The sequence below is a fragment of the Larkinella bovis genome (assembly GCF_042655385.1).
Classification (GTDB): domain Bacteria; phylum Bacteroidota; class Bacteroidia; order Cytophagales; family Spirosomataceae; genus Larkinella; species Larkinella bovis.
This window is the reverse complement of sequence record NZ_JBHSMA010000003.1, coordinates 140,002-166,140: the sequence shown is the minus strand read 5'-3', so window position 1 is coordinate 166,140 and position 26,139 is coordinate 140,002. Positions and strand designations below refer to the sequence as shown.

Sequence of the window (26,139 nt, the reverse complement as noted above, 5' to 3'; positions counted from 1 at the left end):
ATTGTCTGATTATTCCCAAAATTTTACAAGAATAGTTGCAGCCGCCAGGTGCCGGTTTTAGGCCATCATTCGGGTTAAACGCGCGCTTCGGCTAGCAAATAATCCGAAAAACCGTATCTTTTAAGAAAATTTGTAGCTTTGGTAATTAGAGGAACCTGGCAACAGAACAATTCCGCAGCAACGAAATTGTTCTATAAACAGAGGTATGACGGAGCGCATCACGTTTTTCGACACAAAAATTGAATACCTGAAGGGCGTCGGCCCCCAGCGGGCGGCCCTGTTCAATACCGAACTCAATATTTTCACGTACCGGGACCTGCTGCAATACTACCCGTTCCGGCACGAAGATCGTACCCGGTTTTATACCATCAGCGAACTTTCCGACGCACTTCCGGCGGTTCAGATCATTGGCCGCGTTCGCGACTGGGCGGTGGTGGGCGAAGGTCCCAAGAAACGACTGGTCGCCAACTTCACGGACCATACCGGATCGATGGATCTGGTCTGGTTTCACGGCATTACGCATTTTGAGAAGTTTCTGCGGCCCGGTGCCGAATACGTGGCGTACGGCAAAGCCATTGCGTTTGGAAATACCTACAGCATCACGCATCCCGAACTGGACCCGCTCTCGCCCGAGATTGAGCAGAACACGACGTTTCACCCGGTTTACAATCTGACCGAGAAACTGCGCCGGATGCGGGTGGACAGCAAGATGATTGCCCGGATCATGCGGCAATTGCTCGAAATCGCCTATCCGCACATCCACGAGACCTTGCCCGCTTCGCTGCTGGAACAATACCGCCTGATCTCGAAAGCCGACGCCATCGAGAATATCCATTTGCCCCGCAGCCAGGCCTGGTTGAAGCAGGCCGAACGGCGACTGAAGTTCGAGGAGCTGTTTTATAACCAGTTACGATTGATTAAGAACAAACTGGTTCACAAAATCGAATACCCCGGACAGGTGTTTCGGAGCATGAGTCTGCTGACCCGGTTTTACAAGGAATTCATGCCCTTTGACCTGACCGGTGCCCAAAAGCGGGTATTACGCGAAATTCACGCCGACCTGGTCAGTGGCAAACAGATGAACCGCTTGCTCCAGGGCGATGTGGGCAGCGGCAAAACCATCGTGGCGTTCATTACGATGCTGATGGCGATCGACAACGGCGCGCAGGCCTGTATCATGGCTCCGACCGAAATTCTGGCCGATCAGCATTATTACGGCTTGAAAGTTTTTGCCGACCAGCTTGGCCTGACCATCGGACGCCTGACCGGTTCGACGCGCACGAAAGGCCGCCGGATCATCCACGACCAGTTGCAGAGCGGGATGATGCACATCATCGTCGGAACGCACGCGCTCCTGGAGGATTCGGTGCAGTTCAAGAACCTGGGCTTGTGCATCATCGACGAACAACACCGGTTTGGGGTGGCCCAGCGCGCCCGGCTCTGGAATAAAAACCAGGAGATTTACCCGCACATGATGGTGATGACGGCCACGCCCATTCCACGGACGCTGGCAATGACCCTCTACGGCAACCTCGATCTCTCGGTGATCGACGAGTTACCGGCGGGTCGGAAACCGATCAAAACCGTCCACCGCTACGACACCCACCGGCTCGAAGTCTTCGGGTTTATGCGGCAACAACTGGAGCAGGGACGGCAGGTGTACGTGGTGTATCCGTTGATCGAAGAATCGGAGAAACTGGATTTCAAGGACCTGATGGACGGTTACGAAAGCATTGTCCGGGCTTTTCCGAATTATCCCATCGGTATCCTCCACGGGCGAATGAATGGCTACGACAAGGATTTCGAGATGGAGCGGTTTGTGAAGGCCGAAACCAAAATCATGGTGGCGACCACGGTGATTGAGGTGGGCGTTAATGTCCCGAATGCCAGCGTGATGGTCGTCGAGAGTGCCGAACGGTTTGGCTTGGCGCAGTTGCACCAGTTGCGGGGGCGCGTGGGACGGGGGGCCGAGCAGTCGTACTGCGTGCTGATGACCGGGTATAAACTTAGCAAAGAAACCCGTACCCGCATCGAGACGCTGGTCAAAACCAACAACGGTTTCGAAATTGCCGATGTCGATCTGCAACTCCGTGGCCCCGGCGACCTTTCGGGGACGCAGCAAAGCGGCATTGCCGATCTGGTACTGGCCGATCTGGCCAAAGACGGCGCCATTCTGACGGCCGCCCGCGAATCGGCCCAGCACATTCTGGAAGAAGACCCGGATCTGGTGTTACCCCAGCACGCTCCCGTCCGGAATCAGGTGGACATTCAGCGGGAAGGAGAAACGAACTGGAGCCGGATTAGCTAATGCCCTATTCGACGGACCTTAAAAGAATCAAACCGCTTCTATCGTAATTGACAGGCCCATGAAGCTCTCCCGTCGCCACTTCCTGCACTCTTCGGCCTTGCTTACGGCAGGGCTGGCGCTCCCGGCTTTTAAAACTGCCCCCAAACCGCTGCGGCTCGGCGGGCCGATTTTCCTCAAAAGTGACGATCCGGATGACCTGGCGCGTGAACACCGTCGGTTGCAGTACAGTTCGGCCTACGTTCCGGTGGTTAGTCTGAAGGACTCCGCCAAAATTGCGGCCATTCGGCAAGCGTTTGCGGCCCAGAATGTCCTCATTGCCGAAGTGGGCGCCTGGGTAAACATGCTGGAGCAGGACGCCGAAAAACGGGCAAAAAACCTGGCGTACGTTTCGGAACGGCTGGCGCTGGCCGAGGAAGTCGGGGCGCTGACCTGCGTCAACATCGGCGGTTCTTACAACCCGAAACAGTGGGACGGCCCGGATGCGCGCAATCTGACGAAGGAATACTTCGACGCAACGGTGGAAAACTGCCGGAAGGTGATCGACGCGGTGAAGCCGAAAAAGGCCAAGTTTGCGCTGGAAATGATGGGCTGGAGCCTGCCCGATGGCCCGGATGCGTACCTGAAGTTCATCAAAGCCATCGACCGCCCGGCGTTTGCGGCCCACGTCGACATCGCCAACATCATCAACACGCCCGAACGGTTTTACCGGAATACCGCCCTCATCAACGAAACGTTCAAAAAACTGGGCCGCTGGATTGTGTCGGTACACGCCAAGGATGTGGTCGGGAAAGAAGTTCATTTTGCCGAAACCATGCCGGGGCGCGGGGCGCTCGATTACATTGCCTACATCCGGAATGTCACGGCCTTACCGCAGGAAACCCCTTTTCTGCTCGAACACCTGCGGACGCCGGAAGAATACGACGAAGCCCGGCAGTACGTCATCCGGAAAGCCGGGGAAGCGGGCGTGCCGCTGGCGTAAAACCGGGTTTCTGCCCAGCGAATAAGGGTTTAAAAATAAGCCCGACTAAAATTAGAATATTCGATATGCCAGCCCAGATTGCGCTGTTTGTCAATATACAAATACTTATAGCCGTCTTTTAACTTAAAATAAGTGCACTGGTTTGCCGTGCGAATCACCACTTTTTCCTGCGATTTAGCTCTAACGAATACTCTTCCCGCCAATCCGTTAGGACCCGTTAGAAGGTGTTGTCTGGCGATCACGGAATTACCTACCTGAATGGATACGGTATTATCAAACTGCGTCTCAAACAGGAACACCCGCAGAGAATCCGGATGAAATGTTTCCGCCCGGTCAGGAAAACGTTGATTGATATAAATACGCTCGGTAGCTGGTCGGCAACCTGAGGGGGCTGCTGACTCACATCCGGCCAGAATGCCCGTCACGACCAGAAAAAAAGCAAAAAGTCTCATCTACATACCGTTTGTGATGAGACCCGTTCAATAAGCTTATCGTTGGAAAACCGCCCGACTTACTTCAACTGATTCTGGAGCCGCCGGGCCAGTGAATGGCTTTTGAAAGAAGGGTTCAATTTATCGTACATCGCCCGGGCATCGGCTTTCGGGAACTGATTCCAGTACCAGTTCAGCAAGTACAGGCTCAGTTGCGAATCGGGCTTGGCGCGGATCTGCTGCGCTACCTTCTGGATCTGCTCCTGCTTCAGGCGTTTTTCTTCCCGCACCACCCGGCTGGCAACGGCGGTATCATTGCTGGCCCGCTGGCGCTCGTTGTACAAATCCATCAGCACATCGCGGTACGGACGATCCACTTCGTTCTGGAATTTCAGCCAGCTATCGGTCAGGGCCGACCCCTTGATTTCCGACTCCCGGAATGCATCGCGGGTACCCTCGAGCGTCAGATCGCCGTCCCAGATAAACTGCACCTGCCCCGGCAATCCGGCGGCCACCACATTGTAAAAATCAACTTCGGGAATGCTGCGGCTGAACGAAAACTTGCCATCGACCGCCCGGGTCGAATCCACAATCAGCGGTTTGCTATTGGAATTGTCGGTTTTCTTGAGGTAAATCATCGCCGTTCCCAGGCCGCTGACGTTGCCCTGCAACCGGACATTTTTCTGCGCCAGCGCCGACGGAAAAGCCCCCAAAACGGCCAGACAAAGGAGAATTAAAAAACTGTTTTTCATAGCCAAATGGTGCGATGGCCGAATTACCGTTCCCTAAAACGGTTTGAGTTCCGGCCAATAACTAATTATCTTACAAAGACATAACCAAAAAATCACCCTTCTGTCTACGGCGGTTTTTCGGATTGAGTGGTAAACTTATCCTCTGGCCTGATCAAATCAAAACAATCCTTCTTAACCGACACAATTTTACCGCATGGATGCCATTTCTACCACCGTACCCCTTGATTCCCCACTCATCGGCGAAGGCGCCCGGCCCACGACCAAGGCCGACCGGATTCAAACCATCGACCTGATCCGCGGATTTGCCTTGCTCGGCATTCTGATGATGAACATTCCGTTTTTCGGCCTTGCCCACACGGCCGGTCCCCGGTTTTTTACCGCCCCAACCGATTCGGCCGATTTCAAAACCCATCTGATTGTTTCAGTGCTCTTCGAAGGAACCATGCGCGGCCTGTTTTCGATGCTGTTCGGAGCGGGAATGCTGCTGTTTATGGCCAAAAAAGACACGCTGGCCGATGGGTACGGCATCGCCGATTACTACTATCGGCGGTTGTTCTGGCTCATTCTCTTCGGCGTTTTCAACGCGTTTGTACTTCTTTGGCCGGGCGACATTCTGTACACATACGGCGTTTGCGGGCTGTTTTTATTCCCGTTTCGAAAAATGTCCCCCCGAACTTATTTACTGATCGCGCTTTTCTGCGTGGCGGTTTTGGGAGCCAAAGGCTTTTTCAGGGCAATGGAAACCAAAGAAAGACGGGAAGGTTACCTCAAGGCGATTCAGCTCGAAAAACAGAAAAAACCGCTCACTGACGAGCAGAAGAAAGCCAAAGAAGCCTGGCTGTCGCAGGAAAAGAACATCAAATACGACAAAAAGAAGGAAGATGATCTCAATAAAACCATGCAGGAAGGCAGCTACGCAACTATTTTTTCCTCCTATGTACCCATCAACACCAAACTTGAATCGACCAAATTCTACCAAAGTTACGTCTGGGACGCCTGGGCGCTGATGTTTCTCGGCATGGCCCTGTTCAAATGGGGTTTCTTTTCGAACAACTTACCAACCCGCACCTACGTCCTGACGCTGCTGGCCGGCTACGGAATCGGCCTGTCGCTCGGCTGGCTCAGCTTCTGGGACGGTGTAGCCTGGTTCACCGATCCGGGCAAGGTCCTCGATAGCAATTCGTTTCCATTTCAGTCGCTGTACCACGTTCGCCGGGCGGCTTCCGCCATGGGTCACGCCAGTTTGCTGCTGCTGGTTTACCGCTCGGGCGTTGTCCCCTGGCTGATGAAAGCCCTATCGAACGTCGGCCAGATGGCGTTTACGAACTACCTGATGCAGAGTATCATCTGCACCCTGATTTTCTACGGATACGGTTTTAGTTACTTCGGCAAGCTGGCCTTATATGAACTCTATTACGTCGTAGCCGCCATCTGGCTCTTCCAGCTTATTTTCTCGACCCTCTGGCTCCGGTTTTTCCGCTTCGGCCCCTTCGAATGGCTCTGGCGCTCCCTCACCTACTGGAAACCGCAACCGATGAGAGTGAAGAGTTAAAAATGAAGAGTTATGAGTTAAGAGTTGGCTGACGCATGCTATTTCTGCAGAGCCAACTCTTAACTCATAACTCTTCACTCATAACTCCTTACAGCGCGCCCAGTTCCTTCAGGATCGCTTCCGTGATTTCCCGGCGGGCGGGAGCAAAGGTGTTGGGTACTGGTTGGGGACTTTCGATGTTGGTCGCGAAGTAATAGACCTTGTCGCCCTTTTCGACGTAACCGACAAACCAGCCGATGTTCGGATTGGCATTGCCACCCGCCCAGCCGGTTTTCCCGTACAGTCTGATCCCCGGTTTTTCGTCGAGAAGCATGATTTTTTTCAAAACCGCCAGGTTTCTCTTCGAGAACGGCACGTTGCCCTCGTGAATCCGGCATAACACATCGACCTGTTCCTCCTGCGAAATCGCCGATTTACCTTCCAGCCAGAACATGTCCAGGTTGTCGGCGTTGATGTCCATTGTCCCATAGCCGGTTTTGGCCACCCATTCCTGCATCCGTTTCAGGCCCACTTTCCGGGCGACGGCCTGATAACAGGGTACGCAGGATGCTTTAAAGGCGGTTTCGAGCGTGTGGTCGCGGTTCCAGGCGTCGATTTCGCGCGTGACGCTGTCCCACTTCATGACGGTAGTTTCGTTCTGGATCACCCCGGTTTCGAGTCCGATCAGGGTGTTCAGGATCTTGAAGGTCGAAGCGGGCAGAAACCGCTGGCGGGCCCGTTCAAAGTGGTAAGCCGTATAATGATCGCGCTGCGGATCGTAGAAAAGGAAGGAGCCTTTGAGCTGCTTTTCGGCAAAAAACCGTTCAAAATCCGGCCGTTCCGTAATGGACGCCGGACGATAGCTGAACCACAGAAGGGCGGTCAGCGTAACCAGGATTTTCATAGGACAGATCGTTACGGTTTGAACGAGATGGATTGAATTTTGGCAAATTTACCGGCACCGCCTTTCTCCCCCAGGGCCGGTTCGAGTCCCAGTTGCGTAATGGTCCCTTTCCAGTTCGGAACGTTGGTCATATCGATTTCATACGTCCGGTATTCGCCGTCGCCAATGATCGGAAAGTCAACCAGGTGGCCCGCCACGAACTCGGGGTCGCCCGGAATTTTCCAGCGAAACCGGGCCTGGGTGGCATCGGTTTTGAAAGCCGCCCGGATATAGACCTTTGGCATGTCAGTAGCCTGAAACAATTCGCCCGGCCCCAGCATCAGGAAATTTCCTTTATCGAGCGGAATATTCAATTCGTTCTTGATGGGCCAGCCGCTGTCTGTCCCCTGGTAATACCACCACGACTGCCGGTCGGCCACAAAGCGGTAATCCGGGGCCGGATTCGGGCGCGGTTGCGAATAAACATACTGCCTGATCTGGCTCACGGTGCCCAGCACCAGGGTATATTCGTATTCGTACTGGATGTTATGATCGAGAATTTCGTAGACGGAAGGTGTAATATACGCCGTCGTGAAGTCGTATTCACCCCCGGTGATGGCTGTCCCGAAACTTCCGCCGATGAAGTAAACGTGCTTGCGTTTGTAAACGCCCAGCCCCCAGTCCGAACTGTTCACCATTGCCATCCAGTTTTCAGCCGATGAAAGCCCTTTTCCGCCAAAGATTTCGTTGACGGTTTCGCTGGTGGTTTTGGTCAGGGCACCATTGGTAAAGGGCCGGGAACCGGTATAAGTCACAATATTCCGGTAGGGCGCATTCAGAAAAACAGCCGGCAGTTCCTGCGGTTTGGCGCCGTATTGCTTCGTATCCGAGCGGTTGTTGTTCAGCCGGTGGCGGATTTTGACGGTATTTTTATCGAGCGTAATCCAGGTTTCAATCGTGCATTCGGCTGGGACGTTATCGTTGGGATAAATCATCGGGGCGGTTCGGATGTAAATCTCCCGACCGTCGTTGCGGCTTTCGAGGATTTTGGACCGGTTTCCGTACACGTCGCCCGACATGATCGGGTTCCAGCCCAGGTCTTTCCAGAGCGGGTGGGGCTGTTTCCCATTCGGCGCAAACGGCGTCGGATCGGCATAAAACGACGCCTGAATCTGCCGGCCGGCATCCCAGTTGTTCACCAGATTCTGGCCGTTGGCCGAAGCCGCCAGGTAGGTGATGGCCCCGCCCATGTTCAGATCGACACTCAGCCGGATCGAACCATTATCGATATACGATGGCCGGGCCGGGGGATTTGGTAAACCGGTGATCGGTGAGGTGCCGGGCCCTCCCGAGCCGGGATTATTGGGCGAACCGGGGTTGTTGGGATCCGTCGATGTGCCGCCCGGCTGGTTGGACGGCGTGCGCCAAACCCGTTCCTCGTACTTGTAACAGCCTGTAAACGTCAGCCCAACCGCCCAAATCACTATCCATGCCCGTCGACGTATCCTCATAGTCATGCCCAATTAAGTCCTTTGTTGCTTCTCCGGTCCCTCAACTCCTCATTCCTCCGAACGTCAAATTGGGGATAAGTTTACAAAATAATGACTTTAATGTTTAACTTGCTGGCTATTTAAACCAAAAGCCTTTCCATAATGGGTCTGAAAAGCTTGATTCCCAACCCGATAAAAACGGCGTTAAAAAACATTATTCCCATTTCAGTAATTGATCAGCTGGAAATTATAACCGGTGAACGTGACGTGCTTACCCCGCCTTCCCGGATGATTTTCATTGGTGATGGTGATTTCAAAAAAGTAGGTGAGCTTACCGTGAGTCACATCCAGGAGCTGGTCGGTCTGAAGGCGTCGGACCGGGTGCTGGACGTAGGCAGCGGCATCGGTCGGGTGGCCATTCCCCTGACCAAACACATCAATCCGCCGGGTGGTTATGACGGGATCGAGATCGTGAAAGAGGGCGTCGATTGGTGCAACAAGGAAGTTAACAAACGGTTTCCGCATTTCAGATTTCACCATCTGAACGTTTATAACAAGATGTATAACCCGAACGGGACCATGCAGGGCCACGAACTGCGGTTTCCGTTCGATGCGTCGACCTTCGATCTGGTCATTCTGAACTCCGTGTTCACCCACATGCTCGAAGCGGATTTTGAGCGCTATCTGGCCGAAATAGCGCGGGTGTTGAAGCCCGGAGCCCGGGGGTACATTACCATGTTTTTGCTCAACGAGGAATCCCGTAAGCTGAATGCCGCCGGGAAAAATAAATACGACCGCCGTCTGACTCCGTTTACGGAAAAAACGATGGTCCATTTGCAGGATTTACCCGAAAGCATGATCGCTTTCGACGAAACCTACGCCCGGGAATCCTTCGCCAAAGCCGGTTTAACCATCAAGGATATTAAGTTCGGCAACTGGTGCGGCCGGTCAAACACGGTCGACTACCAGGATTTGCTGTATATTACCAAGAAATAGTATTTTTTGCCGTTGCGTGGCGGCTTTCGCGCGCAATGGCAAAAACATTTAAAAATTTTCTTCCGAATTCGTCGGCATCCACTAATTTTGTGGGATTTTTGACCATACCGAAACAGATTGGCTTAGAAAGTAATAAAACGGGTCGCACTGTGTCTGCGTTCCGGTTGCTGTGCCAACCTGTTTTCGCTTCGGGCCAGTACGTTTCAGGGGGTCAGGAATAGTGATTTTTTGTCGATACGGTTTTCCGTAACGATTCATTATTCATTAGCTCCATTGTAATGCCCAAAGACTCCTCCATCCGTTCGGTTCTCATTATCGGTTCCGGCCCCATCATCATCGGTCAGGCGTGTGAATTCGATTATTCCGGTTCACAGGCAGCCCGCTCCCTGCGCGAAGAAGGTATTGAGGTCTCGTTGATCAACTCGAATCCGGCCACCATCATGACCGATCCGATCAACGCCGATTATGTGTATCTGAAACCGCTTGAGAAGAAATCCATTGTCGAAATTCTCAAAAAGCATCAGGAAGAAGGTCACCCCATCGACGCGGTTCTGCCGACGATGGGTGGTCAGACAGCCCTGAACCTGGCCATCGAATGCGACAAAGCCGGTATCTGGAAAAAATACGGCGTTCGCATTATCGGGGTGGATATCAAAGCCATTGAGACGACCGAAGACCGCGAGAAATTCCGTCTGAAAATGCTCGAACTAGGCGTTGGCGTCTGCCAGGGCCGCACGGCCCGCTCCTTCCTGGAAGGCAAGGAAATTGCCCAGGAAATCGGTTTTCCGCTCGTCATCCGGCCCTCGTTCACGCTGGGCGGAACCGGGGGCGGTTTTGTCGATAAACCCGAAGATTTCGATAAGGCCCTGAACAACGGTTTGCACGCATCGCCCGTTCATGAAGTATTGATCGAGCAGTCGGTGATGGGCTGGAAAGAATACGAACTGGAATTGCTGCGCGACGGTGCCGGTAACTTCATCATCATCTGCTCCATCGAGAACTTCGACCCGATGGGCATTCATACGGGCGACAGCATTACGGTGGCTCCGGCCATGACGCTGCCCGACACGCTCTACCAGAAAATGCGCGATCTGTCCATCAAGATGATGGACGGCATCGGAAAATTTGCGGGCGGTTGTAACGTCCAGTTCTCCGTCAATCCGGAAACCGACGATATTATTGCCATCGAAATCAACCCGCGCGTGAGCCGCTCGTCGGCGCTGGCATCCAAGGCAACCGGTTATCCGATTGCCAAAATTGCCGCCAAAATGGCCATTGGCTATAACCTCGACGAACTGACCAACCCGATCACCGGCTCGACCTCGGCGTTCTTTGAACCGGCCATCGACTACGTAATCGTGAAAGTGCCGCGCTGGAACTTCGATAAATTCCCGGGCGCAGACCGGTCGCTGGGCCTGCAAATGAAGTCGGTGGGCGAAGCGATGGGCATTGGCCGGAACTTCCAGGAAGCGTTGCAGAAGGCTTGCCAGTCGCTCGAAATCCGGCGCAATGGTCTGGGGGCCGACGGCCGGGAACTGACCGATCAGGCGGCTCTCAAACAAAGCCTGGCCCATCCGAGCTGGAACCGCCTGTTCCACATTTACGACGCGTTCAAAGCCGGTTTGTCGTTCAAAACCATCCAGAACCTCACCAAAATTGACAAATGGTTTTTGTACCAGATTGAAGAACTGGTGGAACTGGAGCGTGAGATCGGCCATTATGACCTCGAAGACGTCCCCCCCGCTTTGATCCTGAAAGCCAAGCAGAAAGGCTATGCCGACCGCCAGCTGGCGCACCTGCTGGGCGTGAAGGAAAGCAGAATTTATAACTTCCGGCAGGAACACAACATCCGGCGCGTTTTCAAGTGCGTCGATACCTGTGCCGCCGAGTTTGAAGCCCAGACGCCCTACTATTATTCGACCTTCAACAGCCCGCAATTGCCGGTGGAAGGCGTTGCCGCCCCCGAAAAAGGCGCGTTTCCGGTAGGCGATCTGGCCGGGAACGAATCGATTACCAGTGAACGGAAAAAAGTGGTCATTCTGGGCTCCGGCCCGAACCGAATCGGCCAGGGTATCGAATTTGATTACTCCTGCGTCCACGGGGTGCTGGCGGCCAAGGAGGCTGGTTACGAGACGATCATGATCAACTGTAACCCCGAAACCGTTTCGACCGACCCAGATATTGCCGACAAACTCTACTTCGAGCCGGTTTTCTGGGAGCACGTTCACGCCATCATCATGCACGAAAATCCCGTGGGGGTCATTGTGCAGCTCGGAGGTCAGACGGCCTTGAAAATGGCCGAAAAGCTGACGCGCTACGGCATCAAAATCATCGGTACGGATTACGAATCGCTCGATCTGGCCGAAGACCGGGGCCGGTTCTCGGCGCTGCTGCGGGATCATGACATTCCGTATCCGAAATTCGGCACGGTACGCGGTTCCGACGAAGCCGTTGAGCTTTCGCGCGAACTCGGTTTTCCGCTGCTGGTGCGCCCCAGCTATGTGCTCGGCGGTCAAAGCATGAAGATTGTCCTGAACGAACAGGAACTGGAGCAGCATGTTGTCAAGATTCTGCACGATATTCCCGACAACAACATCCTGCTCGATCACTTCCTGGAGAATGCCATCGAAGCCGAAGCCGACGCCATCTGCGACGGAGAGGATGTCTACATCATCGGAATCATGGAGCACATCGAACCGGCGGGTATTCACTCCGGCGATTCGTACGCGGTTCTGCCGACCTTCGACCTGAGCGAGAACGTGATCAAACAGATTGAAGACCACACCCGCACCATCGCCAAGGCGCTGAAAACCGTCGGGTTGATCAACATTCAGTTTGCGATCAAGGACGAGAAGGTGTACATCATCGAAGCAAACCCCCGGGCGTCGCGGACGGTACCGTTCATCTGCAAGGCGTACCAGGAACCGTATGTCAACTACGCGACGAAGGTGATGCTGGGCGACAAAAAAGTGAAGGATTTCGACTTCAAACCGGTGAAGAAAGGCTACGCGATCAAGATTCCGGTGTTCTCGTTCAACAAATTCCCGAACGTCAACAAGGAGCTCGGTCCGGAAATGAAATCGACCGGCGAAGGCATTTACTTCATCGACGATCTGGAAGACGAATTTTTCCAGAAAGTTTACTCCGAGCGGAATCTGTATCTGAGCCGGTAAGAACCGCTTAAAAACCGTACCGCCACCGCTGATCAAGGTCTACGACCGCTGACGGGGGTGGCGGTGCATTTTAAGTATTTTATAATAGCAGTAGAGCAACTGTTTTTCCGGCTTTTACGTTATACTTGTATTACCGACACCGAATTGTCGCGCCCATGATCTTTAAATTCTTATTTGTTCTTCTGCTTCTGATTGCGTTCGTACCGCCGGTACGCCGGTTTTTCTTCTGGTTGCTGGTAGGTCGGCAGCTGGCTAAAGAGCAGCGCAGAGCCAATGAGCACTTCAACCGGGGAACCCGCGAAGGCGAAACCCGCGTTCATTCCACCACCCCCGGCGCCACCGAATCGAAACTGAAAGGGGGCGAATACGTGAACTACGAGGAAGTCAACTAAAGCTTACTGCCCTACTTCCCGTTCTTTCTGGTACTTAACGGCCAGCCCCCGCATCGAATACCCGTTGACGGTGGCCGAACTGTAGTACTGATACCGCACCGCCACCAGCGCGTCGGCTCCCATCTTTTTAGCCTGCATTGTCAACCGTGCCAGCAGCAATTCCTTCTGTTCGACGTTGTTGCCCCGCTTCACCATCCGGCCTTTCTGCGGTTGCTGCTGCTCGGCCAGCGGAACTTCCTCCTTGTATTCCAGCCATTCCAGCTCCGTAAACGGCCGGTCGGGCTGCTGATGTTCATAAAATACATCGACCGGGTAGTTGGGCGTCATCGAAATGGGAATGGCCGGACGAAAACACCCCGCCAAAACCGCCAGCAAAGCGGCCAGAACTGCCCAGGCCGACCGGTTTAAGCGCCCGGTTTTTACTTCATCGTTCATCAGTCATCGTTTTTAACACCTGCTCCACCACTTCCGGAAAATACCGGTGTTCCAGTACCTGCACTTTCCGGGCCACCTCATCCGGCGTGTCCTGCGGATCAAGCGCACAGGAAGCCTGAAAAATAATGTTTCCTTCGTCGTACCGCTCGTTCACGTAGTGGATCGTGATGCCGGACTCCGGTTCCCCGGATGCCACCACGGCTTCGTGCACAAAATGACCGTACATCCCTTTCCCGCCGTATTTCGGTAACAAAGCCGGGTGAATGTTGATCATCCGTTGAGGAAACGCTTTGACGAGACTTTCCGGTATGAGCCACATAAAACCGGCCAGCACAATCAGGTCAACCGCCTGTTTCTGAAGCAACTGCACGATGCGCTCACTCTCATAAAAAGTCTTCCGGTCGAACACCAGAACCGGCACGTGCAGTTTCCGGTCGGGCCCGAAACCCCGGCGCGCCCGCTCGATCACGCCCGCTTTCGGGTTGTTGGACAGAATCAGCGTCACCTCCACCTCGGGATGATCGGTGAAATAGTCGGCTATTTTCTCCGCATTCGTCCCGGAGCCGGACGCAAAAATCGCAATTCGCTTCATGGATTGATTAAGATGGAACGCAATAACGCTACAAACCTACGTATCTTTAGCAAAAATTGATGATATTAGCCGTATGCTTCAATCGCGTCAACTGACCTTTTCCTACTCTCCGACCAAGCGGTTTTCTTTTCCGGACATTCGCTGTAACGATCGCGAAGCGGTGTTGATTCTGGGCAAATCCGGTAGCGGCAAAACCACCTTACTGCATTTGCTGGCTTTGCTGCTGCAACCGGAGAGCGGTTCGGTTACCATCGACCAAACCGATTTGACCCAACTGTCGGTTTCCCAAACGGCTGCGTTTCGGGCCGGCCACGTCGGAATCATTTACCAGAAACCCCATTTCGTCAGTTCGTTGTCGGTCATGGATAACCTCCTGATGGCGAATTATCTGGCTAAAAAACCGCAGGATAAAAACCGCGCCCGCGAACTGGCGACGCACCTCGGGTTTGCCGATCACCTCCACAAACGGACAAACCAGATGAGCCAGGGCGAACAGCAGCGGGTCAGCATTGCGCGGGCCGTCATGAACAAACCGGGCGTGATTCTGGCTGACGAACCAACCTCGAGTCTCGACGATGTGAACTGCGCCCGGGTCGTTGCCCTGCTGCGCGAGCAGTCCGAGCAAATTGGAGCCAGTCTGGTGGTGGTTACCCATGATCAGCGGTTGAAAGACGAATTTTCGAATCAGGTGATTTTGTAAATGAGTAGCGGGATTGATAAAATGAAGATGCTGAATACGGGATGCTGGAAAATGGATAGAATTCTGATCATCTGCCATTCAATATCCAGCATCTAATATCTGCCATCCAGCCTCCATCAAACCGATCCCGGTAGGTATAACACGGACCAACTACGAGTATGAATCTTCTAAAAATAAGCTGGGCCAACCTGAAAGACAAACCGCTCAGCAGCTTTTTGAGTGGCCTGCTGATGACGCTGGGCATTACCATTATCTCGCTGTTGCTGCTTCTGAACAAGCAGCTGGACGAACAGTTTTCCCGCAATGTGAAAGGCATCGACATGGTGTTGGGTGCCAAAGGCAGCCCGTTGCAACTGATTCTATCGAGCATTTACCAGATCGACGCGCCAACGGGCAACATCCCGCTGGAAGAAGCCGAGCGCCTGACGCGCAACCCGATGATCCAGACGGCCATTCCGCTGTCGATGGGCGACAGTTACCAGACGTTCCGCATTGTGGGAACGAACCAGAAATACGTCGATCATTTCGGCGCTACCGTCGGGCAGGGAGCTTTGTTTCAGAAGGAGTTGGAAGTCACCATTGGGGCCCGCGTGGCCGACGTAACCGGTTTGAAAATTGGGGATAGCTTCGCCGGTTCACACGGCCTGGACGGGGAAGGCGAAGAGCACGGCGACACCCAATACAAAGTCGTCGGTATCTTCGACCCGAGCAATACCGTTGTCGATCAACTCATTCTAACGCCCCTCTCGAGCGTCTGGGCCATTCATAACCACCACGAAGAGCACGATGAGGAGCACAAAAGCGAAGGCGTTGAGGCCCTGGCCGACGAGCACGACCATGAGGAGCACGACCATGAGCACGACCACGAAGTCGAAGAAACCCGCGAAATCACCAGCATGCTCATCAAGTTCCGGAATCCGCTGGGGATGATGATTGCCCGGGGCATCAACAACAACTCCAAGCTGCAGGCGGCTTTGCCCTCCATCGAAATCAACCGGCTGTTTTCGTTGCTCGGGATTGGGGTCGATACGCTGCGCGGTCTGGCCGTCGCCATTATGCTGATTGCGGGCATCAGCGTGTTTGTCTCGCTTTATAACTCGCTGAAAGAACGAAAATACGAAATGGCCCTCATGCTGTCGATGGGCGCCCGACGAACGCAGTTGTTTGGCATGCTGCTGCTGGAAGGGCTGGTGCTATCGCTCATCGGCTTTGTGCTGGGCCTGCTTTTAAGCCGCGTCGGACTGCTGCTTTTTTCGATGCGGGCCGAACAGAATTTTCATTATAGCCTGAACAACATCAGCATCCTGCCCGAAGAATGGCTCGTTCTGGGCGTGGCGGTTCTGATCGGCATTGTCGCAGCCGCTCTTCCTGCCCTGGGCGTTTACCGCATGAACATCTCCCGGACGCTGGCGGAGGAATAGCGGACAATAAACGGTTTGCGGTTTTCGATAGACGATTTTCAGTGCGGCTCCCCGCCGGGACTGATGCATTCATCCTGTGCCTGCATCAGCTACCGAAAACGGAAAACCGTCTATCGAAAACCGCAAAACCGGCCTCGGTTTAGCCCGTCGAAGATCCCTTCTGACAGCCTCCTGCTTTCCCGGTTATACGCAAAACCGGAACTTTCATCATTAGATTACATAAGTCCGGGCCTTATTTATACCGAGCCCACCTATCCCCTTTCCTATGAACCTTACCTTGCGGCCCCTCTTTCTGGCCTTATTGCTTTTTCCGCTTTCCTTTGTAAAACCTGCCAATGGCCAGACGGCCAATCCCGGTTTTGCGCCAAAGGATGGAGACCGTATCATTCTGCTCGGTAACACGTTTGCGGATCGAATGCGCCACTTCGGCTCTTTTGAGACCCTGCTTCAGACGAGCTTTCCCGGCAAACGGCTGACCCTGCGCAATATGGGATGGAGCGCCGACGAAGTGGGCCTGCAACCCCGGCCGCTCAACTTTCCGGGTTTTGGCGAAAAGACCAAACGACTCACCGAGGGACAGACCGAAATAAAATTCCAGCGGTATACGCACGAAGGCGAACGCATTGTCATGCCGGTTGCCCTCAATTTCGCCGGACTGAATCAGGATCTGCATGACCAAAAAGCCGACATTATTTTCCTTTGCTTCGGGATGAACGAAGCATTTAAAGGTCCCGCCGGACTCCCGCAGTTTGAAAAGGACCTTCGGGTGTTTATCCAAAACCTGCAGGACAATCAATACAATGGCCGTTCGGCACCGGTCCTGGTACTGGTGTCGCCCATTGCGCATGAGAACCTGGGCGGACATTATCCCAACCCCGACGAGCATAATAAAAATCTCGCCCTCTATACCCAAACCATGCAGAAAACCGCTGCGGACAAAGGGTTGTATTTCATCGATCTGTTTGCGCCTTCGCTGGCAAAAATGAAGCAACAAGGATCGAAAAAACTGACCATCAACGGGATTCACCTGACCGATGCGGGCTATAAACTGGCGGCAACCTGGATGGGGCAGTCGCTGGGATTTGGGAAAATGACGGACCTGAACACCGAATACAGCAACAAGCTGCGCGCAGTGATCAAGATGAAAGACGATCATTTTTTTTACCGCTGGCGGGCGGTCAACGGCGAATACATTTACGGTCGCCGACGGGAGCCGTTTGGGGTGATTGCTTTTCCGCCCGAGCTTCGGAAGCTGAACCAAATGACGGCTGCGCTTGATTCGGTCATTTGGGACATGGGGAAGAGCAACACGGCGGACGCCTACCGGAAAGCCCTTGCGATTGTGGACCAACGAGGAAAACCGGTTGATCCGGCGCTGCTGCCCACTATTTCCATGACGGGTCGGCAAGGGGATGCCGCCAAAGCGCATGCGCATCATCAAAAAATGGGATCGACCTCCACCGAAACCTTCAAGTTACCGGAGGGCTACGCCATCAACCTGTTTGCCTCCGAAAAGGATTTCCCAATTGAGAAGCCCGTCGCCATGAATTTTGACGCGCGCGGGCGGCTCTGGGTCGCAACGATGCCCACCTATCCCCAGTATTTTCCCGGCATCCCCGTGCACGACAAGATTGTGATTCTGGAAGATACCGATGCCGATGGAAAAGCCGACAAGCATACGGTTTTTGCCGACGATCTATACCTTCCGCTGGGCTTTGAATTTGGCGACGGCGGGGTGTATGTTTCGCAGGAGCCGGATATTCTGTTTCTGAAAGACACGGATGGCGACGACAAAGCTGATTTGCGCGAAATTGTGCTGACCGGTTTTGGTTCGGAAGACAGCCACCACGCCACGCACGCGTTCACGTTCGGGCAGGATGGCGCCCTGTATTTCAACGAAGGCACGTTCCTGAACTCACAGGTTGAAACCCCGTATGGCCCCGTCCGGTCCTACGCCGGGGCGACCTATCGGTACGAACCACGCACCGGGCAGCTCTCCTCATACATTTCCTATCCGTATTATAATCCCTGGGGCAGTGTTTTTGATAAATGGGGCATGCACCTGATCGGTGATGCGTCCGACGGTTCCAATTATTTTGCCCCCCCCATGACCGGTAACGTAACCTATCCGGACAAACGCCCCCGCATTGAGATGTTTACCGAAACGCGCGTCAGACCCACGGCGGGCATCGAGATCGTTTCCAGCCGACAGTTCCCGGATGAGGTGCAGGGTAATTTCCTGGTCAACAACAACATCGGTTTTCAGGGAACGAAGCAGCACCGCATCATACCGCGCGGTTCGGGCATCGGCAGCCAGGAGGTGGAGCCCATCCTGCAATCGTCCGACCCCAATTTTCGCCCCATCGATCTTAAATTCGGTCCGGATGGTGGCTTATACATCGTCGACTGGTACAACCCGCTGATCTCGCACGGCGAAAATCCACCCCGCGACCCAGCCCGGGATAAGTCGCACGGCCGGATCTGGCGCATCACGTATAAAAACAAACCGGTGCTGAAAGTCACCGATGTTTCCCGCCAAACCGTGCCCGCGCTTCTCAATAACCTGAAAGTCCACGAAGACCGGTTTCGCTACCGATCGCGGGCGCAGATCCGGGAAAAGAAAGCCGACGAAGTGCTGCCCGAACTGAAAAAGTGGGTGGCTTCGCTAGACAAAAAGGATCCGCAGTATGAACACCAGCTGCTGGAAGGGCTGTGGTTGTATCAGGATTTTAATGTGGTGGAGCCCACCCTGCTGAAAACCCTGCTTCAGGCGAAAGAACCCCAGGCCCGGGCCGCAGCCACCAAAGTGCTGCTGCATTGGCGCGACCGCATTCCCGGTTCGCTGGAACTGATGCGGGCCAGGCTCAACGACGCATCGCCCCGCGTGCGGCTTGAAGCGGTGGTTGCCCTGAGTTTTTTCAACAACGAGCAGGCGGTAACGGCGGCCCTGGATGTATTCAAGTACCCCACGGACTATTATCTGGATTATGCGATTCGGGAAACGTTCCGGTTTATGAAACCGATCTGGCTGGCCGGGATGAAACAAAACAAAAATGTGACGGGTAGTCAAAAATCGGCAAACCGCTTTCTGCTGAGTCTGGCAACGGCCCAGGAACTGGTGGCCTTGCCGCAGACCTCCGATGTGCTGACGGCCATGCTGACCCGCCCCGACATCGATCCGGCTCAAAAGCAGGACGCGGTCAGCAAGCTTGCCAAAGAACAAAAAACCGGCACGATCGCTGTGTTGCTGACGGCCATCCGGGAGGAAGAACGAAGCCGGAAGACCGGACAGCCTACTGCGACGCAAAACGAGCTAATTCGTCTTTTGCTGGGCTCCAATCCGACCGAGTTGAAACAACAAGAGGCCGCTTTTACGCAACTGATCAGCCAGGATACAAGCCGAATCATGCAGGCAACCGCCGTTGCTGCCCTTATCACCGCGACCCAATCTGACCAGTCGCTGCTAATGGCAAGCCAGAAAAACCCAGATGCGTACCTGACCGGCATTGCGCTGTTGACCAATCCGTCTCTCAAGGCTTCGTTTTATGGGAAAATAAAAGAGCTGGCCGCCAGGACGCCGGCCACTGCCTATCCGCTGCTGATGCAGATAAGTCTGGAGAATGAGTCAAAAACCGAATCCATCAACCATTTGCTGGCTTCAATGACCCGCCTGCCCGAATCGCTGCAACATTCGGAGGGCTTTGCCAAGGCCCTTCGGACGATGAAAAGCAGGATCAATACCGTTCCGCAATCGAACCGGCAGGCCGTGCTTTCCTTACTGGAAACAATGGGAAGTATTGAACTGAAGCTTGTGGCAGTAGAAGCCAAAATGGCTTTCGATAAAAAGGAGCTTACCGTACCTGCGGGAAGAGCCGTCACCCTGGTTTTTGAAAATCCGGATCTGATGCCGCATAACGTCGTCATCGTGAAACCCGGCACGGCCGAAAAAGTGGGCGAAGCCGCCGACGCCATGGCGACGCTGAAAGATGGTTTTGAAAAACACTTCGTTCCCTCCACGCCGGATGTCTTGTTTGCCACGCCCCTGGTCAATGCCGGAAAGAGCTTCCGCCTGGATTTCAAAGCTCCGACGCAACCCGGTGCGTATCCGTTTATCTGCTCATTCCCTGGCCACTGGCGTGTCATGCAGGGGATATTGACGGTAACGGATACCAAAACGCCCTGACATGAAAACACGCTTGTTACTGCTGGCCTTTGTCATCCAGTTTTGCGCGCGGAATGCCCGCGCGCAAAACTTTCAAAAACTATATCCCGGTGCCATTCCCAACGCCATTCCCGGTCCTAATGAAGAGATTTCTAAGGCCAATGAGCTGGTGGATTCACTCACCTCGAAAGTTTCGGTTCCGGGCCTGGCCGTGTTTTTACCGTCCCGGGAACGGGCAACCGGGACCGCGGTTATCATTTGTCCGGGTGGTGGCTATGGCATGTTACTCACCAAACGCGAAGGCACGGATGTGGCCAAAGCCTTTACGAAGCTGGGCATAGCCGCCTTCGTCCTGAAATACCGCTTGCCCAGCCCCAGCACGATGAAAGACCCGTCCATCGGGCCAGTTCAGGATGCCCAGCAGGCGATTAAAACCGTTCGGGAACGCGCCACCGAATTCGGCATCGACCCCGCCAGAATTGGCATCATGGGTTTTTCCGCCGGAGGGCATCTGGCCTCTACCGCTGGCACGCATTTCAACACCCGTTACATTGATGAAACCGGCCAAACGAGTTTGCGACCCGACTTCATGATTTTGGTCAATCCGGTCATCAGCTTCAACGACAGCACGGGTCATATCGGATCGCGGAACAATCTGCTCGGGAAACAAGCCAGCGCCGAAAAGATCCTTCGCTTTTCCAATGAACGGCAAGTCGGCAAGTCTACCCCGCCGGCCTTTCTGGTGCATTCCGGGGCTGATATCGTTGTCCCGGTCGCCAATAGCATCCAATTTTATGAAGCGCTCAACAGAAATGGTGTGAGCGGAGCCATGCACATTTACTCGAAAGGTGAACACGGCTTTTTGACGTACCCATCTTTTCAGGAATGGTTTGACCGGTGTGTGGAGTGGATGAAGGTATCCGGATTTAAGTAGCCGACAGTTTTCGGTATACGGTTTTCGGGATGCGGTAGCTGACGCATTCCTTTTTTGCCTGTGTCAGTCCCAGCGGGGAGCCGCACCGAAAACTGAAAACTGTATACCGTATACTGTCAAACGAACCTCAATTCGTCCCGCCGGTTTCTTTCAGCATTTCCACCCACCCTTTGTAGACTTCGGGTGGGGCTTCGCAGTGGAGTCGCCGGAACTTCACTTTGACTTGGTAGTAGTAGAGTCCACCGGGCAAATCCTGCCCCCGATCGGTTTTGCCTTCCCATTGCAGGCGAACATCGCTGCTGGCACTGCTGACCTGGTATACGTTCATCCCCCAACGGTTGATAATGGTTAGTTCCGCCGATTCAATAAACCGGGGGCAGCGCGTGGGCTCGAAAACGTCGTTTTTGCCATCGCCGTTGGGTGTAAATACATTCGGCATCTTCAAGACCGGGCAGTTGTCCTTACAAACCCGGTTGCTAGTCGCGCTTTCCACCCCGCTCCGACTGACCGCCGTAATGTAATAGCAACCCGCCATCGACGTCAGATTCTCGTGCCGGTACGTCATCGTGCCCGCATCGATGGCTGTCAACAATTTTGGCTCATCGCCCGCGCAGGGTGTGTAATACAGGTTATATTTTGCCACGTTCCGGTCGCAGGTCCCCGTCGCGGAAGTGCGCCAGTTTACGGTATTGGCAAACGTGGTCTGGTTGCAAAAAGCATCATCGGTCAGGCTGGCACAATTCAGCGTATCCATTGCCAAAACCGGGGCACACGGTTTGGTGGTATCAATCGGCGTGACGCAAATCCCCTGGGAATAGTTGCACAGCAAGGTCGTCGGCAGTGGTGACGCGTACCGTCCAATGGTTTCGACCCGGTAACAATACTGGCTGTCGGTCGACATCGTAACCGTCCCAACCCCATCGGCGGCATAGGTATCCCCTCCGGTATCAGTGAAGACGTACGTATTGCTTCCCTGTACGGCGACCTCCGCAATGCGGTTAAACGGCCCGTTCGGACCGCTTGTGCTGCGGTAAACCCGGTGAACCTGATTATCGTTATTCCAGGGCGTACTGGCCTGCCAGCTTAGCTGTACGCGACGCATACCGCCCGTAGCCGCCAGCCGGACGGAGCTGGCATTCTCGGTCGCATCGAGCCGCTGAAGTTGGCCGGAAATCGGATCCGTCAGGTAAAACTCGATCCTGTACCGGTAGGCGTTGGCCCCCGTATTGAGCGCCCGGTCGGTATAAACCGTATCCGGCATACCCGGCTGAAGCGTTGTGTTGATGGTAGCCACCGGCGTAAAATTGGTCCCATCCAGACCCGTAGTGCGGAATAACCGGTATTGAAACGGCCCCGCACCATCCTGCGGATCGATGCCCAAAGGGCGGGTCCAGCGGACGGTAACGACACCCCGCACAGCATCGGTCGTATCGACGGTTACCTGCGTGATCAGCGGAACTTGCTGCGGTAAATTGACGCACGCTTCTTCGGAAACGACACTCTGACCACCGCCGGGCCGGGGGTACTGCACCACTATCCGGTAGCTGTAGGGCACCCCGCGCTGCAAGCCAGTCCCCCTGTTATTATCCGTAAACGTAGTCTGTCCAATCGGCACCCGCCCGACTTCCACATACCCCGACCCGGCCGGAAGGCCCGTTGCACACGCATCCGGGGTAAGGGTTGCGCAGCCTTCCCGGCGATAAATCACCATTTCCGCCGTGGCCGGTGGAGCCGCATTCCCGCAGGTGTAGAGCGACCAGCTCAGGGCAATGGCCCGACCCGCAGGGTCCACCGCGGGCCGGGCGGCCAGATTCTGCGGTCTGGGCGCATAAACCCGAATCCGGAACGTTGCCAGCGTCGCCAGTTGGGTCTGGCCGGTGCTGGGGTAATCGATCACGCGAAAAACAACGTCGTATGGTTCGTCACGGACGTGGACGCAGTTGGTTTCCCAGCGGAACGTGCCGGTAATGGGGCTATTCTGAAGGCCGGCAGGCGTCAGCGTAGCGGCTGGCGGGGGCACGAGTGAAATAGGTGTATTATCCGGTCCTTTGTTGAATGGCCCGCCAAAACCGGTTAGTTCAAGCCGGTTTCCGTCCGGGTCGGTGGCCGTAATCGTTTGCTGAATCAAGGTTCCCGCTTCCACGCAAATCGCATCCGGCCCCTTCAATTCCGGTCGTTTATTGATCGACGGCGTCACAATGATCTGCACATCCCGCACGATTTCGCCAATTTTAACCCCATCGCGCCATTCTTCCACGATAAAAGCGATATTGTACTGCCCCACTTCGGCCGGAGCATCCCAGCAGACATCCCCGGTGATCGGGTTGACGGTCAGCGTTGCCGGTCCGGTGCCCGCTTCGTTGACGCGGTTGGCCCCAATCGTACTCGGGTCGGAATAACCGGCCACAAAAACCGGGTTGCAGGGCGACTGGTCAGTTTCCTCGATCCGGCCGGAAGGGGTATACAGGCGGTACGCCAGACTATCGCCGTCGGCATCGAAAGCCGCCGGGTTGTGGCACCATTTCTGGCCGACCCGCGCCGAGTCCAGCGGGGGATTCAGCAAAACCGGGGTGCTGTTGAGTCCCAGATCGGCATTGACCACAATCGTTGTTCGGAGCTTAAAGCTGGTTCGGACTGAACTCGGGATGTTTCGGGTACCGTCGTTGCGGTTGGTAATCGTGCAACTGATTTCGTACGTTCCCGGTCCGGAGTAGGTATACGTTGTGCGGTAAATATTGATGCTCGTATAGGCATTGATGTTTCGGCTTTCCGCATCGATCCGTGGAACCCGGCGTGTCTGCTGGCCAGCACCAAAACAGAAACTCACGTCGTTTTGCGCGCGGGCAGCACCCTGCCCGCCATTGGGGCCGGGTCGTATGTCAAAATAAACCGTCAGGGTAATCTCGTACGTGAGTGAGTTCGACGAAATCCGGCGCGTGGTAATTTCACCCGCCCGCACGTGGGTTGCCCGTCCGTCTGAAACCGCCATCAGATTCAGTAACCCGCCCAAAACCAGTAGTAGATACGTTTTCATAGAGAATGGTAGTATGTCATATAAACGGCTCATCCTCTTATTTTTGCATACGAATGAATAGCTTTACGAAAAATAAAAACCGCTCGTTGTCAAATCGTTAGCGTGTTCAATTCCATACTGATTTTCAGCCACCTATACGTCGCATCCGAATCGTTTGATCTGACCATGAAACTCTTTCCGAAACCTGTTGTCTATTCCGTTTTGAGCGTTTTTTCCCTGCTGCTGACCGTTTCAACCCTGGCGCAGACCGGCAAAGGCGACCGGATCAACGGCCCCAATTTCGTCACTCGGAGTCCGGTGCTGGCCCGGCACGGGATGGTGGCCACGGCGCATCCACTGGCGTCGCAGGTCGGGCTGGCGATTTTAAAACAGGGCGGAACGGCGGTCGATGCCGCCATTGCGGCCAATGCAGCGCTGGGGGTGCTGGAACCGAACAACTGCGGAATCGGGGGCGATTTGTTCGCCATTGTCTGGTCGGCCAAAGACCGGAAACTGTACGGGTTAAACGCCAGCGGCCAGTCGCCCAAAAGTCTGACCATGGAAAAACTGAAAGCGGTTTTGGGTGACAGTAAATCGCTGCCCCTGTACGGCCCGTTGTCGGTGTCGGTGCCGGGAACCGTCGATGGCTGGTTCGAACTGCACCGCCGGTTTGGCAAATTGCCCATGAAACAACTGCTGGAGCCGGGCATTCAGTATGCCCGCGAAGGGGCGCCGGTTCCGGCCGTGATTGCGTATTCGTGGCAGGAAGCCGTGAAACGGCTGGAAGCGAATCAATCGATCATTCGGGAATTTGATAATTTTCGCCGAACGTTTCTAATTGATCAGAAGGCTCCGACCGAGGGCCAGGTGTTCAGGAATCCGGACCTAGCCCGGACCTACGAAAAACTAGCCGCCGGGGGCCGGGATGCGTTTTACAGGGGTGAACTGGCCGACCTCATGGATCAGTACGCGCGAAAAACCGGTCTGTTCCTACGCAAGGAAGATCTGGTTGCCCACCGCAGCAGCTGGGTCGAACCGGTTTCGGTCAATTACCGGGGGTACGATGTGTACGAATTGCCGCCCAACGGCCAGGGCATTGCGGTGCTTCAGATGCTGAATATGCTCAAATCCTACGATTTAAAGTCGTTGGGACACAACAGCGCCGATTACCTGCATTTACTCACGGAAGTGAAAAAGCTGGCGTTCGAAGACCGGGCGCGGTATTATGCCGATCCTGAATTTTCCAAAATACCGCTGACGTGGCTGCTGTCGGATGAATATGCCGCCCAGCGACGGAAGCTGATCGACCCGAAACAGGCCGCCCGACGCATCGACTCCAGCGCGCCGGTACTGAAAGAAGGCGATACCACCTACCTGACCGTGGCCGACGACGAAGGCAATGTCATTTCCCTGATTCAGAGCAACATGCTCGAATTTGGCAGCGGGATGGTGCCCGACGGTCTGGGGTTTGTGTTTCACAACCGGGGCACCAGTTTCAACCTGGAGGAAGGTCACGCCAACGCCTACAAATCGGGCAAACGGCCGTTCAACACCATCATTCCGGCTTTTGTGCTGAAAGACGGAAAACCGTTCCTGAGTTTTGGCGTCATGGGTGGGGCCATGCAGCCCCAGGGACACGTACAGATTCTATGTAACCTCATCGATTTCGGCATGAACGTGCAGGAAGCCGGTGACGCGGCCCGGTTTAGCCATTCGGGCAGCAGCGAGCCGGTGGGCACCATGATGCAGGATGGCGGGCATCTGGCACTGGAAAGCGGTATTCCAGCCGAAGTCCGGGCGGAACTCGAACGGCGGGGGCACCACCTGATTCCGAAGGATTTTTTCGGCGGTTATCAGGCGATTTTGATCGACATCCCCAACAAGGTTTACCACGGTGCCTCCGAAATGCGCAAGGACGGACAGGCCGTTGGGTACTGACGGTTTTGG

The 26,139-nt window shown here is 54.7% G+C and carries 18 protein-coding genes; 11 read left to right on the top strand and 7 right to left on the bottom strand.

The genetic code is table 11. The features are described 5' to 3' along the window. Positions 1-205: 205 nt before the first annotated feature. Both recG and ACFPMF_RS11830 read left to right on the top strand, forming a co-directional pair. Positions 206-2,308 carry an ATP-dependent DNA helicase RecG gene (recG, locus tag ACFPMF_RS11835; protein ID WP_379844857.1) on the top strand — a complete coding sequence of 701 codons (2,103 nt, stop codon included), beginning with the start codon at positions 206-208 and terminating at the stop codon, positions 2,306-2,308. A gap of 58 nt (positions 2,309-2,366) precedes the next feature. Then, on the top strand, positions 2,367-3,287 hold the full coding sequence (locus tag ACFPMF_RS11830; protein WP_379844854.1) for a sugar phosphate isomerase/epimerase family protein: 921 nt from the start codon (positions 2,367-2,369) through the stop codon (positions 3,285-3,287). A 29-nt stretch (positions 3,288-3,316) separates the two neighbouring features. On the opposite strand, the gene ACFPMF_RS11825 is transcribed toward ACFPMF_RS11830, so the two are convergent. Next, a complete protein-coding gene (locus ACFPMF_RS11825; protein ID WP_379844852.1) occupies positions 3,317-3,739 on the bottom strand; it encodes a hypothetical protein in 423 nt (140 codons plus the stop codon). A gap of 59 nt (positions 3,740-3,798) precedes the next feature. Beyond that, positions 3,799-4,470, bottom strand: coding sequence for a DUF4369 domain-containing protein (locus ACFPMF_RS11820; RefSeq protein ID WP_379844849.1), 672 nt, complete (start codon positions 4,468-4,470; stop codon positions 3,799-3,801). A 193-nt stretch (positions 4,471-4,663) separates the two neighbouring features. Between ACFPMF_RS11820 and ACFPMF_RS11815 the strand changes: the two genes are divergently transcribed. Beyond that, positions 4,664-6,022: a DUF418 domain-containing protein gene (locus ACFPMF_RS11815; RefSeq protein ID WP_379844846.1), complete on the top strand. Its 1,359-nt coding sequence runs from the start codon at positions 4,664-4,666 to the stop codon at positions 6,020-6,022. An 88-nt stretch (positions 6,023-6,110) separates the two neighbouring features. Here ACFPMF_RS11815 and blaOXA read toward each other — a convergent pair whose 3' ends face one another. Both blaOXA and ACFPMF_RS11805 read right to left on the bottom strand, forming a co-directional pair. Continuing rightward, the gene (gene blaOXA / locus ACFPMF_RS11810; RefSeq protein ID WP_379844844.1) at positions 6,111-6,905 is read right to left on the bottom strand and encodes a class D beta-lactamase; all 795 of its coding nucleotides are present in this window, start codon (positions 6,903-6,905) and stop codon (positions 6,111-6,113) included. An 11-nt stretch (positions 6,906-6,916) separates the two neighbouring features. After that, the gene (locus tag ACFPMF_RS11805; protein WP_379844842.1) at positions 6,917-8,395 is read right to left on the bottom strand and encodes a hypothetical protein; all 1,479 of its coding nucleotides are present in this window, start codon (positions 8,393-8,395) and stop codon (positions 6,917-6,919) included. Between the two features lie 141 nt (positions 8,396-8,536). On the opposite strand from ACFPMF_RS11805, the gene ACFPMF_RS11800 reads away from it, so the two are divergent. The 3 genes from ACFPMF_RS11800 (at position 8,537) to ACFPMF_RS11790 (ending at position 12,935) form a co-directional block, all read left to right on the top strand. Then, complete coding sequence (locus tag ACFPMF_RS11800) at positions 8,537-9,370, top strand: class I SAM-dependent methyltransferase (protein WP_379844840.1); 834 nt, start codon at positions 8,537-8,539, stop codon at positions 9,368-9,370. 278 nt (positions 9,371-9,648) lie between these two features. Continuing rightward, positions 9,649-12,543 (top strand): carbamoyl-phosphate synthase large subunit, encoded by a 2,895-nt coding sequence (gene carB / locus ACFPMF_RS11795; protein WP_379844838.1) that lies wholly within the window; start codon positions 9,649-9,651, stop codon positions 12,541-12,543. Between the two features lie 155 nt (positions 12,544-12,698). After that, entirely contained in the window at positions 12,699-12,935 is a 237-nt protein-coding gene (locus tag ACFPMF_RS11790; RefSeq protein WP_379844836.1) for a DUF4834 domain-containing protein, read from the top strand. Positions 12,936-12,938: 3 nt separating this feature from the next. On the opposite strand, the gene ACFPMF_RS11785 is transcribed toward ACFPMF_RS11790, so the two are convergent. After that, positions 12,939-13,370: a hypothetical protein gene (locus ACFPMF_RS11785; RefSeq protein ID WP_379844834.1), complete on the bottom strand. Its 432-nt coding sequence runs from the start codon at positions 13,368-13,370 to the stop codon at positions 12,939-12,941. Next, positions 13,360-13,962 carry a phosphoribosylglycinamide formyltransferase gene (gene purN, locus ACFPMF_RS11780; protein ID WP_379844832.1) on the bottom strand — a complete coding sequence of 201 codons (603 nt, stop codon included), beginning with the start codon at positions 13,960-13,962 and terminating at the stop codon, positions 13,360-13,362. The genes ACFPMF_RS11785 and purN overlap by 11 nt, the downstream gene beginning before the upstream one ends. 73 nt (positions 13,963-14,035) lie before the next feature. Between purN and ACFPMF_RS11775 the strand changes: the two genes are divergently transcribed. The 4 genes from ACFPMF_RS11775 to ACFPMF_RS11760 all read left to right on the top strand — a co-directional run bounded on the left by ACFPMF_RS11775 (position 14,036) and on the right by ACFPMF_RS11760 (position 21,179). Further along, a complete protein-coding gene (locus tag ACFPMF_RS11775; protein ID WP_379844830.1) occupies positions 14,036-14,662 on the top strand; it encodes an ABC transporter ATP-binding protein in 627 nt (208 codons plus the stop codon). 158 nt (positions 14,663-14,820) lie between these two features. Next, positions 14,821-16,083, top strand: coding sequence for an ABC transporter permease (locus ACFPMF_RS11770; RefSeq protein ID WP_379844828.1), 1,263 nt, complete (start codon positions 14,821-14,823; stop codon positions 16,081-16,083). 265 nt (positions 16,084-16,348) lie between these two features. Beyond that, the gene (locus ACFPMF_RS11765) at positions 16,349-20,266 is read left to right on the top strand and encodes a PVC-type heme-binding CxxCH protein (RefSeq protein ID WP_379844826.1); all 3,918 of its coding nucleotides are present in this window, start codon (positions 16,349-16,351) and stop codon (positions 20,264-20,266) included. Between the two features lies 1 nt (position 20,267). Further along, on the top strand, positions 20,268-21,179 hold the full coding sequence (locus tag ACFPMF_RS11760; RefSeq protein WP_379844824.1) for an alpha/beta hydrolase: 912 nt from the start codon (positions 20,268-20,270) through the stop codon (positions 21,177-21,179). A 127-nt stretch (positions 21,180-21,306) separates the two neighbouring features. Here the strand turns inward: ACFPMF_RS11760 and ACFPMF_RS11755 are convergent, their stop codons facing one another. Beyond that, positions 21,307-24,213, bottom strand: coding sequence for a T9SS type B sorting domain-containing protein (locus ACFPMF_RS11755; RefSeq protein WP_379844822.1), 2,907 nt, complete (start codon positions 24,211-24,213; stop codon positions 21,307-21,309). A gap of 165 nt (positions 24,214-24,378) precedes the next feature. Here ACFPMF_RS11755 and ggt point away from each other — a divergent pair, with 165 nt between their 5' ends. After that, positions 24,379-26,130: a gamma-glutamyltransferase gene (gene ggt / locus ACFPMF_RS11750; protein WP_379844820.1), complete on the top strand. Its 1,752-nt coding sequence runs from the start codon at positions 24,379-24,381 to the stop codon at positions 26,128-26,130. Positions 26,131-26,139: the final 9 nt, after the last annotated feature.